Annotated in this window: 18 protein-coding genes; 4 read left to right on the top strand and 14 right to left on the bottom strand. The window is 62.3% G+C overall.

The window, feature by feature from the left end:
- Positions 1-311 precede the first annotated feature (311 nt).
- The 4 genes from grxD to purL all read right to left on the bottom strand — a co-directional run bounded on the left by grxD (position 312) and on the right by purL (position 3,724).
- On the bottom strand, positions 312-650 hold the full coding sequence (grxD, locus tag IB277_RS07660; protein WP_034794485.1) for a Grx4 family monothiol glutaredoxin: 339 nt from the start codon (positions 648-650) through the stop codon (positions 312-314).
- Positions 651-781: 131 nt separating this feature from the next.
- Positions 782-1,027: a hypothetical protein gene (locus IB277_RS07655; protein WP_060520740.1), complete on the bottom strand. Its 246-nt coding sequence runs from the start codon at positions 1,025-1,027 to the stop codon at positions 782-784.
- Positions 1,028-1,033: 6 nt separating this feature from the next.
- Complete coding sequence (locus IB277_RS07650) at positions 1,034-1,267, bottom strand: BolA family protein (protein ID WP_034794447.1); 234 nt, start codon at positions 1,265-1,267, stop codon at positions 1,034-1,036.
- A 225-nt stretch (positions 1,268-1,492) separates the two neighbouring features.
- Entirely contained in the window at positions 1,493-3,724 is a 2,232-nt protein-coding gene (gene purL, locus IB277_RS07645) for a phosphoribosylformylglycinamidine synthase subunit PurL (RefSeq protein ID WP_090293854.1), read from the bottom strand.
- Between purL and IB277_RS07640 the strand changes: the two genes are divergently transcribed.
- Complete coding sequence (locus tag IB277_RS07640) at positions 3,711-3,878, top strand: hypothetical protein (RefSeq protein ID WP_156400741.1); 168 nt, start codon at positions 3,711-3,713, stop codon at positions 3,876-3,878. The two genes, purL and IB277_RS07640, sit on opposite strands and share 14 nt — an antisense overlap.
- A 43-nt stretch (positions 3,879-3,921) precedes the next feature.
- Here the strand turns inward: IB277_RS07640 and IB277_RS07635 are convergent, their stop codons facing one another.
- Both IB277_RS07635 and IB277_RS07630 read right to left on the bottom strand, forming a co-directional pair.
- Positions 3,922-4,503 (bottom strand): acyloxyacyl hydrolase, encoded by a 582-nt coding sequence (locus IB277_RS07635; protein ID WP_034794442.1) that lies wholly within the window; start codon positions 4,501-4,503, stop codon positions 3,922-3,924.
- 92 nt (positions 4,504-4,595) lie between these two features.
- Positions 4,596-6,014 carry a PLP-dependent aminotransferase family protein gene (locus tag IB277_RS07630; protein ID WP_060600737.1) on the bottom strand — a complete coding sequence of 473 codons (1,419 nt, stop codon included), beginning with the start codon at positions 6,012-6,014 and terminating at the stop codon, positions 4,596-4,598.
- 130 nt (positions 6,015-6,144) lie between these two features.
- On the opposite strand from IB277_RS07630, the gene IB277_RS07625 reads away from it, so the two are divergent.
- Positions 6,145-6,351, top strand: a complete 207-nt coding sequence (locus IB277_RS07625; protein ID WP_034794438.1) for a DUF1127 domain-containing protein — start codon at positions 6,145-6,147, stop codon at positions 6,349-6,351.
- A gap of 94 nt (positions 6,352-6,445) precedes the next feature.
- Here the strand turns inward: IB277_RS07625 and IB277_RS07620 are convergent, their stop codons facing one another.
- From IB277_RS07620 to purC, 4 genes are all read right to left on the bottom strand, one after another.
- On the bottom strand, positions 6,446-6,853 hold the full coding sequence (locus tag IB277_RS07620; RefSeq protein ID WP_090293853.1) for a hypothetical protein: 408 nt from the start codon (positions 6,851-6,853) through the stop codon (positions 6,446-6,448).
- Between the two features lie 54 nt (positions 6,854-6,907).
- Positions 6,908-7,579 (bottom strand): phosphoribosylformylglycinamidine synthase subunit PurQ, encoded by a 672-nt coding sequence (gene purQ / locus IB277_RS07615; RefSeq protein ID WP_060600734.1) that lies wholly within the window; start codon positions 7,577-7,579, stop codon positions 6,908-6,910.
- A gap of 168 nt (positions 7,580-7,747) precedes the next feature.
- A complete protein-coding gene (purS, locus tag IB277_RS07610; protein ID WP_034794427.1) occupies positions 7,748-7,990 on the bottom strand; it encodes a phosphoribosylformylglycinamidine synthase subunit PurS in 243 nt (80 codons plus the stop codon).
- A gap of 17 nt (positions 7,991-8,007) precedes the next feature.
- The gene (gene purC, locus IB277_RS07605; RefSeq protein ID WP_034794646.1) at positions 8,008-8,772 is read right to left on the bottom strand and encodes a phosphoribosylaminoimidazolesuccinocarboxamide synthase; all 765 of its coding nucleotides are present in this window, start codon (positions 8,770-8,772) and stop codon (positions 8,008-8,010) included.
- Between the two features lie 332 nt (positions 8,773-9,104).
- Here purC and IB277_RS07600 point away from each other — a divergent pair, with 332 nt between their 5' ends.
- Complete coding sequence (locus tag IB277_RS07600) at positions 9,105-9,419, top strand: ATPase inhibitor subunit zeta (RefSeq protein ID WP_034794424.1); 315 nt, start codon at positions 9,105-9,107, stop codon at positions 9,417-9,419.
- 59 nt (positions 9,420-9,478) lie between these two features.
- Here IB277_RS07600 and IB277_RS07595 read toward each other — a convergent pair whose 3' ends face one another.
- Entirely contained in the window at positions 9,479-12,001 is a 2,523-nt protein-coding gene (locus tag IB277_RS07595) for an EAL domain-containing protein (protein ID WP_090293851.1), read from the bottom strand.
- Positions 12,002-12,179: 178 nt separating this feature from the next.
- Positions 12,180-12,734, bottom strand: a complete 555-nt coding sequence (locus tag IB277_RS07590; protein ID WP_034794640.1) for an alpha/beta hydrolase — start codon at positions 12,732-12,734, stop codon at positions 12,180-12,182.
- A 260-nt stretch (positions 12,735-12,994) separates the two neighbouring features.
- Here IB277_RS07590 and IB277_RS07585 point away from each other — a divergent pair, with 260 nt between their 5' ends.
- Positions 12,995-13,810 carry a DUF2189 domain-containing protein gene (locus IB277_RS07585; RefSeq protein WP_034794419.1) on the top strand — a complete coding sequence of 272 codons (816 nt, stop codon included), beginning with the start codon at positions 12,995-12,997 and terminating at the stop codon, positions 13,808-13,810.
- Between the two features lie 98 nt (positions 13,811-13,908).
- Here IB277_RS07585 and IB277_RS07580 read toward each other — a convergent pair whose 3' ends face one another.
- Both IB277_RS07580 and purB read right to left on the bottom strand, forming a co-directional pair.
- Positions 13,909-14,214, bottom strand: a complete 306-nt coding sequence (locus IB277_RS07580; RefSeq protein WP_034794416.1) for a PilZ domain-containing protein — start codon at positions 14,212-14,214, stop codon at positions 13,909-13,911.
- A gap of 154 nt (positions 14,215-14,368) precedes the next feature.
- On the bottom strand, positions 14,369-15,670 hold the full coding sequence (gene purB, locus IB277_RS07575; RefSeq protein WP_060585098.1) for an adenylosuccinate lyase: 1,302 nt from the start codon (positions 15,668-15,670) through the stop codon (positions 14,369-14,371).
- Between the last annotated feature and the right edge of the window lie 2 nt (positions 15,671-15,672).

Raw genomic sequence — 15,672 nt, 5'->3', positions numbered from 1 at the left:
CGGGAGCATCGATCGGCAGCGACGGGGTCATTTCCGTGCCGGGAGGCCGGAGCGGGAACCGCTGCTGCTTATGCCGAACGATCGCGACTGCTTCATGACAGGCCGAAAATGCGGCCCCAGGCCTCGCTGCAGAACGCCGGAAACGTTTCAGGAAGGAAGCCTGCTTTCACAAACATTCAAACGGTCATTGCGCGAACCAAGCGCGCAAAGCCTTTGGGAAGACAACGAAAATCGAGATCCGGACGAGACGTCCGAATCAAAAAAGGCGGTTGCCCGCCTTCTCCGATGGATCGGGACAAGGCGTCCTTGAGTTAGGCGACAGCGCCCTTCACGGCGATACCCTGCTCCGAAAGGTGGGACTGAAGTTCGCCGGCCTGGAACATCTCACGCACGATGTCGCAACCGCCGACGAATTCGCCCTTGACGTAGAGCTGCGGGATCGTCGGCCAGTTGGAATAGTCCTTGATGCCCTGGCGCAGGTCCGCGTCGGCGAGCACGTTGATGCCCTTGTAGTCGACGCCGATGTAGTCGAGAATCTGGACCACCTGACCGGAGAAGCCACACTGCGGGAACTGCGGCGTACCCTTCATGAAGAGCACCACATCGTTCGTCTTGACTTCGTTGTCGATGAATTCGTGAATTCCGCTCATCCTGTCTTCCTTCCTGCGCCGGCTTCAAGGGCCGGATATCGATTGGGTCTTAGATAGCATGCATATTGGTGATTTTCACCACCCAATCGCAACAAATATTGATGGGCCTCAAGATGTGGTTTTAATACCACTCAAGCCGTGCGGCGCCGCGTCTTGCTGCGCGCCGCCGAGGTTTTCCGCCGGCTGACCTGTTTCTTCGCCGGCTTGCGGATGGCGGCTTCAAGGATATCCGCGAGGATGCCGCCGCCAGAGGCCGCCGGCCGCGTCCGGCGCTTCGTCCGCTTGGTGGTCGTGCGCTTGACGCCGGTCTTCCTCAGAATTTCCTTGAGCGCGCTGTCAACGACGCCGCTGACGAGTTCCTTGATCAGGTCAGCCACGCCAGCTTACTCCGGCGCGCTCGTCTGAAGTGCCAGGGCATGTAGCACGCCGCCCATATTGCCCTTCAGTGCGTTGTAGACCATCTGGTGCTGCTGCACGCGGCTCTTGCCACGAAACGCCTCGGCCACGACTTCGGCGGCATAGTGGTCGCCGTCACCGGCCAGATCGCGGATCGTGACCTTGGCTCCGGGAATCCCCGCCTTGATCATGTCTTCGATGTCGCCTGGTGTCATGGGCATGATACGCCAACTCCCTTTTTATTCTGCAACGTCAGCAGCCTGCCGACGTTGTCCATGAAACAAGGGAACCACGATTCAGGGGCGGAACGCAATTGCTGAATTGGGTGAGGGAGGGTAGTTGCCAGCGCCGACACGATCAAATGATCGCCGTCGGCAGCGCCTGCAAGCAGGCACGCAATAGGGGTGACGGGAGCCGCAGAAAGTGCGGCTCCCGTCATCGATCTCTCAGTTTTCAGGCGCGAGGTCGCCCTGCATGAAATCCGGGAACCAGCCTTCATGGGCGGCGCGGAGATCCGCAACCGAGACGGCCTTGGCGTCGCCAAGCTTGACGGCGTCGCCGCCGGTCTTGCCGATGACGGGGAGCGAGACGCCGGCAGCCTTGGCACGAGCGGCAACCGCGTCGAGCGCGCCGGCGGCAACCGTCACGACGTAGCGACCCTGGTCTTCGCCGTAGAAGGTAGCGATCGGATCATGGCCGGCAACAGCGTCGACCGAGGCGCCGATGCCCGAAGCCATCGCCATTTCGGCAACGGCAAGTGCCAGGCCGCCCGACGAGCAATCGTGCACGGCGGTTACAAGACCATCGACGATCAGGCCGCGGACGAAGTCGCCAACCTTGCGCTCATGCGCCAGATCGACATGGGGCGCCGGGCCATCGGTGCGGCCGTGAACGTCGCGCATATAGACCGACTGGGCGATGTGCGAGCCGAGACCGGCCGGCGCGCCGGCGACGAGGATCGTTTCGCCTTCAGCGGCAAAGCGGATGCGCGCCATCTTTGACCAGTCCTTGATCAGGCCGACACCGCCGATGGTCGGGGTCGGCAGGATCGCCTGGCCGTTGGTCTCGTTGTAGAGCGAGACGTTGCCCGACACGATCGGGAAGTCGAGTGCGGTGCAGGCTTCTCCGATGCCCTTGATGGCATGAACCAGCTGGCTCATGATCTCAGGGCGTTCCGGGTTGCCGAAGTTGAGGTTGTCGGTGGCTGCCAGCGGCAGCGATCCGGTTGCCGTCAGGTTGCGCCAGCATTCGGCGACCGCCTGCTTGCCGCCTTCGTAAGGATCGGCTTCGACGTAGCGCGGCGTCACGTCGGAGGAGAAGGCAAGCGCCTTGGAGGCATGACCTTCGACGCGCACGACACCGGCGTCGCCGCCCGGCAGCTGCAGCGAGTTGCCCTGGATCAGCGTGTCGTACTGCTCGTAGACCCAGCGGCGCGACGAATTGTTGGCCGAACCGACGAGCTTGACGAGCGAGTCGGCGACGTCGGCTGCCGGAATGTCGTTGGTTGCGAGCGGTGCCGCGGTCTTGGCCGGGGTCCAGGGACGATCATATTCCGGAGCTTCGTCGCCCAGTTCCTTGATCGGCAGGTTCGCGACCTCTTCGCCCTGGTGCAGGATACGGAAGCGCAGGTCGTCGGTCGTCTTGCCGACGATTGCGAAATCGAGGCCCCACTTGACGAAGATCGCTTTGGCGACCTCTTCCTTGGCGGGCTCGAGCACCATGAGCATGCGCTCCTGGCTTTCCGACAGCATCATTTCATAGGCGGTCATGCGCTCTTCGCGCACCGGAACGGTGTCGAGGTCGAGCTCGATACCGAGGTCGCCCTTGGCGCCCATTTCGACGGCCGAGCAGGTGAGGCCGGCTGCACCCATGTCCTGGATGGCGATGACGGCGCCGGTCGTCATCAGCTCGAGGCAGGCTTCGAGCAGGCATTTTTCGGTGAAGGGGTCGCCGACCTGAACGGTCGGGCGCTTTTCTTCGATCGACTCGTCGAACTCGGCAGACGCCATGGTCGCGCCACCGACGCCGTCGCGGCCGGTCTTGGCACCGAGATAAACGACGGGAAGGCCGACGCCTTCGGCCTTGGAGTAGAAGATGGCATCGCTCTTGGCGAGGCCGGCGGCAAAGGCGTTGACGAGGATGTTGCCGTTGTAGCGGGAATCAAACTCGACTTCTCCGCCGACGGTCGGAACGCCGAAGGAATTGCCGTAGCCGCCGACACCGGCAACGACGCCGGAAACGAGGTGGCGGGTCTTCGGGTGGTCGGGCGAACCGAAGCGCAGCGCGTTCATCGCTGCGACGGGACGGGCGCCCATGGTGAAGACGTCGCGCAGGATGCCGCCGACGCCCGTTGCCGCGCCCTGGTAGGGCTCGATATAGGACGGGTGGTTGTGGCTTTCCATCTTGAAGACGACGCAGTCGCCGTCATCGATATCGACCACGCCGGCGTTTTCGCCCGGGCCCTGAATGACGCGCGGCCCCTTGGTCGGCAGCGTGCGCAGCCACTTCTTGGAAGACTTGTAGGAGCAGTGCTCGTTCCACATGGCCGAGAAGATGCCGAGCTCGGTGAAGGTCGGCTCGCGCCCGATCAGGCCGAGGATGCGCTCGTATTCGTCAGGCTTCAGCCCGTGCGATGCGATGAGGTCCGGGGTGATGGGGCGGGTGTTGGAAATCGTCATCGTCGACCGTCAAATCCTTCGGGCGGCGCGCAATCCACTAATGAGGAATATGGCGCGTGCGAACCGCAACAGAAACAGGGGGCGCTTTGCGGCTTCTTTAACCTATGCTGCGGCGCGGCGCGACAGAAAAATACGGGCGATCAACAGCGGTTGATGCCCGTATGAAGCTTTGTTGAGCGCGACTGCGCAGGCCTGCGTCAGAACTTGTAGCCGAGGGCGAGGCCTGCGCGTGTCAGGCCGTTGTTGGGACCGTCGCAGAGATTGGCATGCGACGCATGTTCAACGGTCGCCGAGACGTTCCAGTGTTCGTCGAGGCGCACGCCCGCGGCGGCGTATTCGCGGAAGAGGACGCGGCAGCCGAGTTGCGGACCGGAACCGTTGGGATCGTCGAGATCGCCGTCGTGAACCGTGCCGCCCGCGCCGAACTCCACGAAGAGGCGTTGCGTCATGTCGAAGGTCCAGCTCAGGCCGGCATAGGCCTGGTTGACGCCGTTCGACGACGTGGCCACGGCAGCACCGGTATAGACGCGTGGACGCAGCAGCTTTTCGCCGAGATCCGCGGCGCCGTCCGCATTGAACGGATCGAAGTAGAGCGTGAACGACGGAAACACGCCGTCTTCCTGCTTGCCGCCGCTGGCGATCGATGTCGTCACGCCGAAGCGCATTTCGTCAAAGACACCATCTTGAGCCGCCGCCGGCGCGGCGATGACGGAGGTGGTCGTGACGAAAAGAAGGGATGCAATCAGGCGGGACGGAACCGGGCGAAGCGATAGCGGCATGCGAAATCCTTGAGGGCGAATCATCTACGCAAGACTGCTAAAACAGTATGATGCGGAAGCTTGCGCGAAAGTCACCCCGTCGATTTCGATCGTCACTCGAAACTGTCGTAGCCGGCTCGGCCGCTGTCGAGCAGCCGCTTCAGCGTCTGGAATCCGGCTCTCACCTCGGCGCGCTGCGGTGGCGAGGAAAAGCCGATGCGGATCCGATGGAAGACGCGATCGGTACGGCCGGCCTTGAACTCGTCCTCGTCGTCGACGAGCACGCCTTCCTGAAGAGCCGCCTGCTTGAAGGTTCCTGACAGCCAGGGGTCAGGCAACTTCATCCAGAGGAACGGAATGCAGGGATGGGACGCGAACTCGATACCCTCAAAGACCTCGCGCGCCATTGCTTCGCGGGCGCGAACCTCCTCGATGCCCTGGCTGCGCAAGGCTGCAGCCGAGCCGGAGAGCACCAGCCGGGCGCAGAGTTCCGCCAGGATGAACGGCAGGCCGCCGCTGACCATCTTGTGGGCGATGCGGATGCGCTGGCCGAAATGCGGAGGGCAGGCGACCCAGCCACCGCGAACGCCTGCGGCAACCGACTTCGAAAGACCGCCGACGAGGAAGGTGCGTTCGGGCGCAAGCTCGGCGAGCAGCGGCGTTTGATCGCCGGTCATGGCGCCGTAAAGATCATCCTCCACCAGCCAGACGCCGTATTTGCGGGCGATATCGGCGATCGCCTGGCGGCGGGCGAGCGGCATGACGGCCACTGTCGGGTTCTGCGCGCTCGGCATCAGGAAGGCGAGCTTCGGATGCTGCTGCGCGCAGACGCGCTCGAAGTCGTCGGGGATCATGCCAAAGGCGTCGGATTCGACCAGCGTCGTGCGGCGACCAATCAGGCCGGCGCTGCGGCTGACCTGCGAATAGGTGAGCGTCTCGAAGGCGATGCGGTCGCCTGGGGCGGTCACCGCCGCGATCACGGCCACGACGGCCGCATGCGCGCCGAGCGTCGGCACGATGTTTTCGGGCTTAGGACGAAACCCTCCGCGCGCCAGCCATTGGCAGCCTGCCTCGAACCAATGATCCGGGAAGTTCCGCGCGTAGCTGGCAATATCGGCGTGATGCTCGTGACTGATTTCGCTCAACACTTCGCTCAACACCGTTCCCTGGCCGATATCCGGCGCGGCGGTGCTGTCGAACCTGAGCTTGCCAACGGGCGCGACCAGGGGCCGGGTGCCGGCAAGGGACGTCGTCAGCGGGTCCGACTGCTCCGGCGGCCGGCTTTCCGGATGGTCGAGCACATAGGTGCCGCGCCCGACTTCGCCGCTCACAAGCCCGCGCTCGCGGACAATATTGTAGGCGCGCCCGATCGTGCCGATTGTCACCCCGATATCGTAGGCGAGGTTGCGTTGCGGTGGCAATTTGGCGCCGACGGGCAAGGCCCCGTTGCCAATTGCCAGTTCGATTTGATCGGCGATCCGTGCGTAGAGCGGACCGTGACCCTGCTGAATGTCGGGGAGCCAATTTGTCATAGTGACAATTCTTTAGATTACAGCGGAAAATATGTCAATTATCACCAAGACAACGATAGCAATCGCTGCATTGGGGTTGTCAATGAGTACAATGGATACAATTTGTTTGTCCCGCTTGGAAGCGACGTCCGTGGGCTGCACCGGCACATTACTGGGCGGCGACTATTCGGACGAACGCGAGGGTCTGCTGAAGCGGCTTTGGACCCGCTATTGCGAGCTGGCGGCGAAGCGACGCGGCCGGTTGGCGCTCGAGGAGATGAGCGAGTGGCAGCTCAAGGATATCGGCGTTTCGGAAAAGGACGCGCGTCAGGAATCGACTGTCCCGTTCTGGCGTTAACGGATCGGATCGGAACGACTGTCCGAAATGCAAAAGGGCCGGCAACCTTGAGGTCAACCGGCCCTTTAATCAATTCGACAAGTTCAGCTTGGGGCTATTTGCAGCCCTGTCCGCCAGCGGCCCAGCGCTTGATGTCTGCGGCCATGCGCGTTCCCGTCGGCTCGCTCATCAGCGGCCCGAAGGCCTGCAGGCGGGCCGGATTGCCCTCGGCCTGAACGACGGCGAGGGGGCGTGCCTCCGGCGACTTGCGCGGCACGATCAAGATGCGCGGACGGCCGGAGAAGGAATTGAGCTCGGGCGCCAGGCGATAAGACTTGAATTCCGCATCGCCCGACTTGAACCAGCAGCTGTTGGCGCCGAGCGCCACGCGCTCCATGGTCGGCAGCGCCGCCGTGTTCGGGCTCGGGGCCGGCGGCTTCGGCGATTGGCACGAGGCCAGAAGCGTTAGGCCGAAGGCCGTGCAGGCAAGGCCGGTCAGGCGTGCAGGGGCAAATGAAGGCATCGACGGTCTCGTTCGCAAATGGGGATGGGTCGGATGCCTTCTACAGCCGGATGGTTAAGCGGCGATTACTTCGAGCGCAGACGCGAAGAGGCCGCGGCCGTCGGAACCGCCATGGGCGGCTTCGATCAGGTTTTCCGGATGCGGCATCATGCCGAGAACGTTGCCCGCAGCGTTCATGACGCCGGCGATATCATTCATCGAACCGTTCGGATTGGTGCCTTCGGCGTAACGGAAGACCACCTGGCCATTGCCTTCGATCGTCTTCAGCGTCTCGGCATCGGCAAAGTAGTTGCCGTCGTGATGGGCGACCGGCGAACGGATGACCTGGCCCTTGGAATAGGCGCGGGTAAAGTCGGTGTCGGCGTTGACAACTTCGAGCTTGATCTCGCGGCAGACGAATTTCAGCGAGGCATTGCGCATCAGCGCGCCGGGCAGGAGGCCGGCCTCGACGAGGATCTGGAAGCCGTTGCAGACGCCGAGAACCTTCACGCCCTTTTCCGCCTTGGCCTTGATCGCCTGCATGACCGGCATGCGCGCAGCGATCGCGCCGCAGCGAAGGTAGTCGCCATAGGAGAAACCGCCGGGAATGACGATCAGGTCGACATCCGGAATATCGGTCTCGGTCTGCCAGACGGTGACAGGCGCCTTGCCGGAGATCTTGGTGAGGGCCGCGATCATGTCGCGGTCGCGGTTGAGGCCCGGAAGCTGGACGACGGCTGACTTCATATCTCTGTCTCCGATACGGCGAGATCAATCTTGATGGCGCGCTCCGAAGAGCTGGCATCTGCTGCGACTATGGCAGCGGCGTTCCCGATGGAACCAGCGGCTGCTCCGGCATTTCGTAACGTCTGGTTCCGCGCCCGAAGACGCGGAACGATTCCGTCGCCTGCAGGATCAGGCGAAGGAGATGCTGTAGTTCTCGATCACCGTGTTGGCGAGCAGCTTTTCGCACATGGCCTTGAGGTCTTCCTCGGCCTTGGCCTTGTCTGCGGATTCGATCTGCAGGTCGAAGACCTTGCCCTGGCGAACCTGGCCGATGCCGTCGAAGCCGAGTGCGCCGAGCGCACCTTCGATTGCCTTGCCCTGCGGATCGAGAACGCCGTTCTTCAGCGTCACGGTTACACGTGCCTTGATCACTTTGATTTTCCCCGAAGTTACTTCACGAGAACCGGACCGGTGCCGCGCACGGGTTCGTTCTCATTCATGATGCCGAGACGGCGGGCGACTTCCTGGTAGGCCTCGACGAGGCCGCCGAGGTCGCGGCGGAAACGATCCTTGTCGAGCTTCTCGCGCGTCTCGATGTCCCAGAGACGGCAGCTGTCCGGCGAGATCTCGTCGGCAAGCACGATGCGCATCATGTCGCCTTCGAACAGCCGGCCGCACTCGATCTTGAAATCGACGAGCTGGATGCCGACGCCGAGGAACAAGCCCGAGAGGAAGTCGTTGATGCGGATGGCGAGCGCCATGATGTCGTCGAGTTCCTGCGGGCTTGCCCAGCCGAACGCGGTGATGTGCTCTTCGGAGACCATCGGGTCTTCGAGCGCATCGGCCTTGTAGTAGAACTCGATGATCGAGCGGGGAAGGACCGTGCCTTCCTCGATGCCGAGACGCTTGGCCAGCGAGCCGGCGGCGACGTTGCGCACGACGATCTCAAGCGGGATGATCTCGACTTCCTTGATCAACTGCTCGCGCATGTTGAGGCGGCGGATGAAGTGCGTGGGGATGCCGATCTTGTTGAGGTGCGTGAATATGTACTCGGAAATCCGGTTGTTCAGCACACCCTTGCCGTCAATGACGTCGTGCTTTTTCTTGTTGAAGGCGGTCGCGTCGTCCTTGAAGAACTGGATGAGCGTGCCCGGCTCTGGACCCTCATAGAGGATCTTGGCCTTGCCCTCGTAGATACGGCGGCGACGATTCATGGATTTTGTCTCTGTAGTTGTTGGCGCTCTCGGGACGCGCGTGGAACATCTCTCGGGGTCCATAGCCGAAAAGAACCGATTTCACAATCGGCGTATCTGCCCGTTCCCCTGATTTGCATGGGGCGCCGCGCGCCTTCTCAAAGTGCGCCAAAGTTGCTGCCGCCTCACGAAGCGGCGATGTCCTGATCCTTGATCAAATGCGATCTGAGGAACCGCACAAAGGGTAACATGAAAGTCATCAAACCGGAAAAGTTCACATTGCAGTTTGACCCGCGTTTTGATTTATGGCGATAAACTGATTTCAGACATGGAATTCTCAGGGAGATTGATTGATGACGTCGATGCAGGATCGCGAAAAGGCCTTCGAAGCAAAGTTTGCGATGGACGAAGAGCTTAGGTTCAAGGCTGAAGCGCGTCGCAACAAGCTGCTCGGTCTGTGGGCCGCCGGCCTGCTCGGCAAGGCCGACGCCGACGCCTATGCCAGCGAAGTGGTGGCTGCCGATTTCGAAGAAGCCGGCCATGAAGACGTCGTTCGCAAGATCAAGGCGGATTTCGACGCGGCAGGCGTTGCCCAGACCGAAGAGCAGATCCGCGTGCGGATGCTCGAACTGCTCGGCGAAGCCGTCCAGCAGCTCCAGAGCAAGTAAGCCGAAAGGCTGTTGCCGCATTCATTGAAGCGCCGCCCGTCCATCTGGCCGGGCGGTTTTTATTTGTCCGGACCGCCGAACACCGGCTTCCAGCCGCGACGCAAACGCTGCTCCAGCTCCAGCCGATCCATCGGCCGCGCAAGCGCATAGCCCTGCAGCACGTCGCAGCCGAGGTCCCGCAGCATCGCCGCGTGCTCCCAGGTCTCCACGCCTTCGCCGACGACAGCGATGTTGAGCGAGTGGCCGATGTCGACGATCGCCCGCACCAGCTTTGCCTGCTTGGCACCTTCGGTCATCGGTCCAACGAGCGCCCGGTCGATCTTGAGCCGGGCCGGATTGAGGTTGAGCAGGCCGATGATCGAGGCATGCCCGGTGCCGAAATCGTCAATCTCGATTTCGATGCCGAGGTCGCCGAGAGCTGAAATGGTCCCGGCGATTTCGTCTTCCGGGTCATCGAGGAAGATGGACTCGAGCAGCTCGAAGGAAAGGATGCCCGGCGGGATCCGCATGTCGCGCAGATCGGCGATCAATCCTGGGTCGCGCAGCCGCGGCGACGACATGTTGACCGAGATCTTGGGAACGCCGAGCCCTTCGTTTTGCCAGGACTGAAAGTCGCGATAGGCGAGCTCGACCACCTTCCTGTCGATCGCCGGCAGGACGTTGATCTCTTCGGCCACCTTCAGGAAATGGAAGGGGGTGAGGATGCCACGCTCCGGGTGGTTCCACCGCACCAACGCCTCGACGCCGGATATCTCCAGCGAGCGCGCATGGAACTGCGGCTGGTAATAGACGGTGAACTGCCCTTCCTCGATCGCCTGGCGAATATCGTCGCCGATGCGCTTGGCGTTGAGGATCTGGGTTTGAATGAGCTCGGAGAACACTTCGACGCGATCGCGCCCGACGCTCTTTGCCCGATAGAGGGCGATGTCGGCATTCATCAGCAGCTGTTTGGCGTCGATGTCTTCGCCCCCCTTGAAGGCGATGCCGATGCTTGCGCCCAGGCGGCAGAGCTGACCGTCATAGGGAATGGGGCGGCGGAAGGCATGGACGATGCGCTCGGCAAGCTCGGTCAGCTGCGGCAGGTCGCGGTCCCGGCGGCAGAGGATGACGAACTCGTCGCCGCCGATGCGGGCGATAAAATCGTCGTGGCGGGCGTGGGCACGCAGGATCGCGGCCGCATGCGTCAACATCGCGTCTCCGGCCTGGTGTCCGAGCGTATCGTTGATCTGCTTGAAGCGGTCGAGATCGATATGCAAGATCGCGTTGACGGCGACATTCTCCGTCAGCATCTGATCCAGGTAGCGACGGTTGGGCAAGTCGGTCAGGTAATCGTGCAGCGCGTTGTACTCGATCCTGATCCGCGCCTGCTCGAGTTCACGGTTGCGCGCTTCGGCCGAGGCTTTCGCCTGGCGCAGTTCTTCCTGCAGCGCGATGTCCTCGGTAACGTCCCAGTTGGCGCCGATGAGCTTGCGCGTTCCGAGATGATCGACATAGGTCGCGGCATTGGAGCGGATGTGGCGGACGGAACCGTCCGGGCGCACGATACGGAAAGCATTGCTGTAGGGTTTACCCGAGGCGATGCCTTCGTTGGTTCTGAGGACCACGGCATCGCGATCGTCGGGGTGAAGGGAGTTTTCCCAGGTCTCAGAGCTTGGTGCGCCATCGGCGGGGTCGAGACCATAAATCTCGAACATGCGCTCGTCCCAGTCGTCGCGCAGTGCATCGAGATTGAAGTCAAACACGCCGATCTTCGAGACGCCGAGCGCCAGCCTCAGTCGGCGGGAGACCTCCTCGAGCCGGGCCTCTGCCTCCTTGCGGGCGGTGATGTCGGTATCCGTCCCGATGATGCGGCTCGGCCTGCCATCCGGCCAGTAGGCAACCGAGGCGCCGCGGCTTTCGATCCAGATCCAGTGACCGTCGGCGTGACGCTCTCGATACTCGAAAGTGTTGAAGATCGCCTCGCCGGAATCCTGCCGCTCGATCGCGGCGCGCACATGCGCATGATCGTCGGGGTGAACGTTCTGGATCCAGTTTTCAAGGGTACCATCCACCTGGGCGTCTTCGGACAACCCACGAAGCCGCCTCCAGGTGGCCGAGTAAAACAGGTCTCCGGTTTCGAAGTCGTGATCCCAGACACCCTCAAGCGCGCCGTCGAGGGCATATTTCCAGCGGGTCTCGTCGTTGCGCAATCCGGCGATCTCGTTGACGAAGTCATCGGCCGGCAACATCAGAAGCAGCGAGGCGGCTTCATCCGCGAACCGTACCGGCGAACAGGCAACGAGCATCGGCACGGAGCTGTCGGGACCAAGGAAATGGATCGTCTCGGCGACCGTCGATGTGGCGCGCGGCGGCACGCGCGACCGGTCCTCTTCCGCCACGAAGTCATTCAGAAAGGCGTGTCGCAATTGTACAAGCGTGCGGCCGAACACTTCTCCGGCAAGGACGTTAGCGGCCAGGATCCGTCCGTGCGCATCGACAATGACGGCGCCTGCCGGCAACCGTTCCAGGTTGGCCTGCGTCAGAGCATCCGGATGCGCCGGTGCGCCTTGCGCACCTTTGGTGAGACGTTCGTTTACGGCCACTTCCCATGTCCAGTATCTGCGGCCGAGCAACCAAGCGGAACGATCCGGTCAATGCCGGCGCAGATCAAGGTTCGACAGCGCTCGTCACCATCATGATACGAGTCGCGTCGTGCCGGCGATGATGACCGCGGACAATGAACGTCGGATTAATAAGGCGTCGACAGGTTGATCGGGCGCGTCAGGGTTTAAGCCGGCTCAAGAACTGGGCGAACACCATCGTTCCCTCCGGCCACGGCCCGTGGCCGGACTCGGTGTTGATGTGGCCGGACTCTCCGGCATCGACGAGCAGCGAACCCCAGGCGTTGGCGATGTCGTCCGCATGCTCGTAGGAACCGAACGGATCGTTGCGGCTGGCGACCATCAGCGACGGGAAGGGAAGCGGATCGCGCGGGTAGGGACCGAAGGTCATCAGATGCTTCGGACGGATCGCCGGATTGGCAACATCCGGAGGTGCCACCAGGAAGGCGCCGGCGATCGGCTTGGTGAAATGGGGCAGCGCGTGCACGGCGGTTGCGACGCCAAGCGAATGGGCGACGATGACCACAGGCTTTTCCGCCGCATTGACCTCTTCGATCATGCGCGCCACCCAATCCTCGCGGACAGGCTTTGCCCACTCCGCCTGCTCGACGCGGCGTGCGGTCGACATCTTGCGCTCCCAGCGGGTCTGCCAGTGCTCCGGTCCGGAGTTGGTGTAGCCTGGAACGATGAGGATATGAGCGTCGGATACTTTCATGGTGGCCGCGATGTGGCGCTGAAAGGCGCGGAAGTCAAGACCTTCAGCATTACCCGTGCGTCAGGGCCTCGAAGCCACCCATGGGAGCCTGCCCGACGAGCCCGATGTTCGCGTTCCAATAGGCCGCTTAACGTTGCGAGAGGCGGCAGGCGACAGCGGTCGCATTTTCTGTATAATCGAAGGGACGGTCGCGGATGGTGCGGCTTGGTTCGTCGCATCTTTGTTCCGTGGCCGCTCTGGTTCGTTGAGGAGTGTGAGCCATGACAACATTCCATGTCCTGTCGGGAGCGGACGCGAGTGTCGCCCATCCCGGAATAAAAAAGATTGGCGTCGCGGATGTATTCGACGCCTTACGCTTGGGCTTTGACGATTTTCGCGAGAAACCATCGCACTACGTCTTTCTTTGCCTGATCTACCCGATCGCCGGTGTCGTTCTGATCACCTGGAGCGCTGGCGCCAACATGCTGCCGCTGCTTTATCCTCTTGTCTCCGGCTTCGCTCTGATCGGCCCAGTCGCTGCGATCGGGCTTTATGAAATCAGCCGACGGCGAGAACTCGGCATGGACTACTCCTGGCCGCACGCCCTTCGCCTGCACCGCTCTCCGGCGCTGCCGTCGATCATGGCCGTCGCCGCCATGCTGTTCGTTGTCTTCATCATCTGGCTGCTCGTCGCCCAGGCGCTCTATGTGCAGATCTTCGGGGCGGAACCGCCGGATTCGATTGCAGCCTTCTGGAACGGTATCATCGGCACTGACCAGGGCTGGAACCTGATCCTCGTCGGCAACGCTGTCGGCTTCGTCTTCGCCGTCATCGTTCTGGCGACATCCGTCGTGTCGTTTCCGTTGCTGATCGATCGGGACGTCGGCGCCGTGTCGGCGGTCGAGACTTCCATTCGCGCAACGCTCGTCAACCCGGTGCCCGTCGCCGTCTGGGGCTTCATTATCGCCGCCGGCCTGGTCATCGGCTCGATCCCAGTCTTCGTCGGCCTCGCCGTCATCATGCCGATCTTCGGACACGCCACCTGGCACCTTTATCGCAAAATGGTGGAGCCCGGTCCGCGCGCGCGTTCACACTGATCGCCGACAGCCGAAGGCGCGAATGTAACCGCTCATAAAAAAAGCGCCGCACGTCGATCGACCTGCGGCGCTTGTGGCGTGTTGCCGAAAATCTCGGCCTAGCGAAAATGCTTGTAGTAAGATGAGATCTGCGCCGCGGTGTTGGACGACAGGTTGAGCTTGATGCCGATCTTGTCGCCGCGATACCAGCGCACCATGCCGGTCAGGAAGCCGAGTTCCTCGCTTCTGATCGTCACTTCCTGTCCCGTCTTGGCGCCAATGTCGAAGAGCAGCTGAAAGCAGATGCCCTCGGCAGAAAGGTCCTTGACGATGCCGCTGCTGGAGCCGGACTTGACGGTCACCGTACCTGTAATTTTCGTTTGCGTGCGCTGCGTCGCCCGCTCGACACTGTCCTTGTAGGCCATGTGATCCTCAGAACCTGGATTGACAGGCCCTGAGCTTTGCACGCAATGCGTGAATTTCCTGCTAACGCAAATGCCCGCATTTGAGCGATGTGCTCCAAATGCGGGCATGGCAACAAAAACCAAAGGCCTACGGCCGTCCGCTCAGCGCAGAACCTCAGCCGAAGACGCGCTTGAAGATCGTGTCGACGTGCTTGGTGTGATAGCCGAGATCGAACTTTTCGCGGATATCTTCTTCAGAAAGGGCCGCACGGACTTCCGCGTCGGCGAGCAGTTCTTCGAGGAAGTCCTTGCCCTGTTCCCAGACCTTCATGGCGTTGCGCTGCACGAGGCGGTAGGCGTCCTCACGCGACACGCCGGCCTGCGTCAGCGCCAGCAGCACGCGCTGCGAATGCACGAGCCCACGGAACTTGTTCATGTTGTTGATCATGTTCTCGGGGTAGACGAGCAGCTTGTCGATAACGCTGGTCAGACGAGCGAGCGCGAAGTCGAGCGTCACCGTTGCATCCGGGCCGATCATGCGCTCGACCGAGGAGTGCGAAATGTCGCGCTCATGCCAAAGCGCAACGTTTTCCATGGCCGGGATCGAGAAGGCGCGAACCATACGGGCGAGACCCGTGAGGTTTTCGGTCAGAACCGGGTTCCGCTTGTGCGGCATCGCCGACGAGCCCTTCTGGCCCGGCGAGAAATACTCCTCCGCTTCGAGCACTTCGGTGCGCTGCAGGTGACGGACTTCCGTCGCCAGGCGCTCGATCGACGAGGCAATGACGCCGAGGGTGGCGAAGTACATGGCATGGCGGTCGCGCGGGATGACCTGGGTCGAAACCGGTTCCGGCTTCAGCCCGAGCGCCTCGGCTACGTGTTCTTCAACGCGCGGGTCGATGTTGGCGAAAGTGCCGACGGCGCCGGAGATCGCGCAGGTGGCGACTTCTTCGCGTGCGGCCAGCAGGCGCTGCTTGCAGCGGTCGAACTCGGCATAGGCGAGCGCCAGCTTGACGCCGAAGGTGGTCGGCTCGGCATGGATGCCATGCGAACGGCCGATCGTCACAGTATCCTTGTGTTCAAAAGCGCGGCGTTTCAGCGCTTCGAGCAGCTTGTCGAGGTCGGCCAGCAGCAGGTCGGTCGCGCGGACCAACTGCACGTTGAAGCAGGTATCCAGAACGTCGGACGAGGTCATGCCCTGGTGGATGAAGCGGCTGTCCGGGCCGACGAATTCGGCGAGATGCGTCAGGAAGGCAATGACGTCATGCTTGGTGACGGCCTCGATCTCGTCGATGCGGGCGACGTCGAAAGTGGCAGCGCCGCCTTTTTCCCAGATCGTGCGCGCAGCATCCTTCGGGATCACGCCGATTTCGGCAAGCGCATCGCAGGCGTGGGCCTCGATCTCGAACCAGATGCGGAATTTCGTTTCCGGCGACCAGATGGCCACCATTTCCGGTCGGGAGTAACGGGGGATCATGG

It is taken from the genome of Ensifer sp. ENS07 (assembly GCF_014852185.1).
Classification (GTDB): domain Bacteria; phylum Pseudomonadota; class Alphaproteobacteria; order Rhizobiales; family Rhizobiaceae; genus Ensifer; species Ensifer adhaerens.
The sequence above is the reverse complement of the archived record's forward strand: the minus strand, read 5'-3'. Positions and strand labels throughout refer to the sequence as shown.

Excerpts from the sequence above, each read along its gene's own strand:
- grxD (WP_034794485.1), bottom strand. The coding sequence starts at position 650 with ATGAGCGGAATTCACGAATTCATCGACAACGAAGTCAAGACGAACGAT.
- IB277_RS07650 (WP_034794447.1), bottom strand. The coding sequence starts at position 1,267 with ATGCCCATGACACCAGGCGACATCGAAGACATGATCAAGGCGGGGATT.
- purL (WP_090293854.1), bottom strand. The coding sequence starts at position 3,724 with ATGACGATTTCCAACACCCGCCCCATCACCCCGGACCTCATCGCATCG.
- IB277_RS07635 (WP_034794442.1), bottom strand. The coding sequence starts at position 4,503 with ATGCCGCTATCGCTTCGCCCGGTTCCGTCCCGCCTGATTGCATCCCTT.
- IB277_RS07630 (WP_060600737.1), bottom strand. The coding sequence starts at position 6,014 with ATGACAAATTGGCTCCCCGACATTCAGCAGGGTCACGGTCCGCTCTAC.
- IB277_RS07620 (WP_090293853.1), bottom strand. The coding sequence starts at position 6,853 with ATGCCTTCATTTGCCCCTGCACGCCTGACCGGCCTTGCCTGCACGGCC.
- purQ (WP_060600734.1), bottom strand. The coding sequence starts at position 7,579 with ATGAAGTCAGCCGTCGTCCAGCTTCCGGGCCTCAACCGCGACCGCGAC.
- purC (WP_034794646.1), bottom strand. The coding sequence starts at position 8,772 with ATGAATCGTCGCCGCCGTATCTACGAGGGCAAGGCCAAGATCCTCTAT.
- IB277_RS07600 (WP_034794424.1), top strand. The coding sequence starts at position 9,105 with ATGACGTCGATGCAGGATCGCGAAAAGGCCTTCGAAGCAAAGTTTGCG.
- IB277_RS07590 (WP_034794640.1), bottom strand. The coding sequence starts at position 12,734 with ATGAAAGTATCCGACGCTCATATCCTCATCGTTCCAGGCTACACCAAC.
- IB277_RS07585 (WP_034794419.1), top strand. The coding sequence starts at position 12,995 with ATGACAACATTCCATGTCCTGTCGGGAGCGGACGCGAGTGTCGCCCAT.
- IB277_RS07580 (WP_034794416.1), bottom strand. The coding sequence starts at position 14,214 with ATGGCCTACAAGGACAGTGTCGAGCGGGCGACGCAGCGCACGCAAACG.
- purB (WP_060585098.1), bottom strand. The coding sequence starts at position 15,670 with ATGATCCCCCGTTACTCCCGACCGGAAATGGTGGCCATCTGGTCGCCG.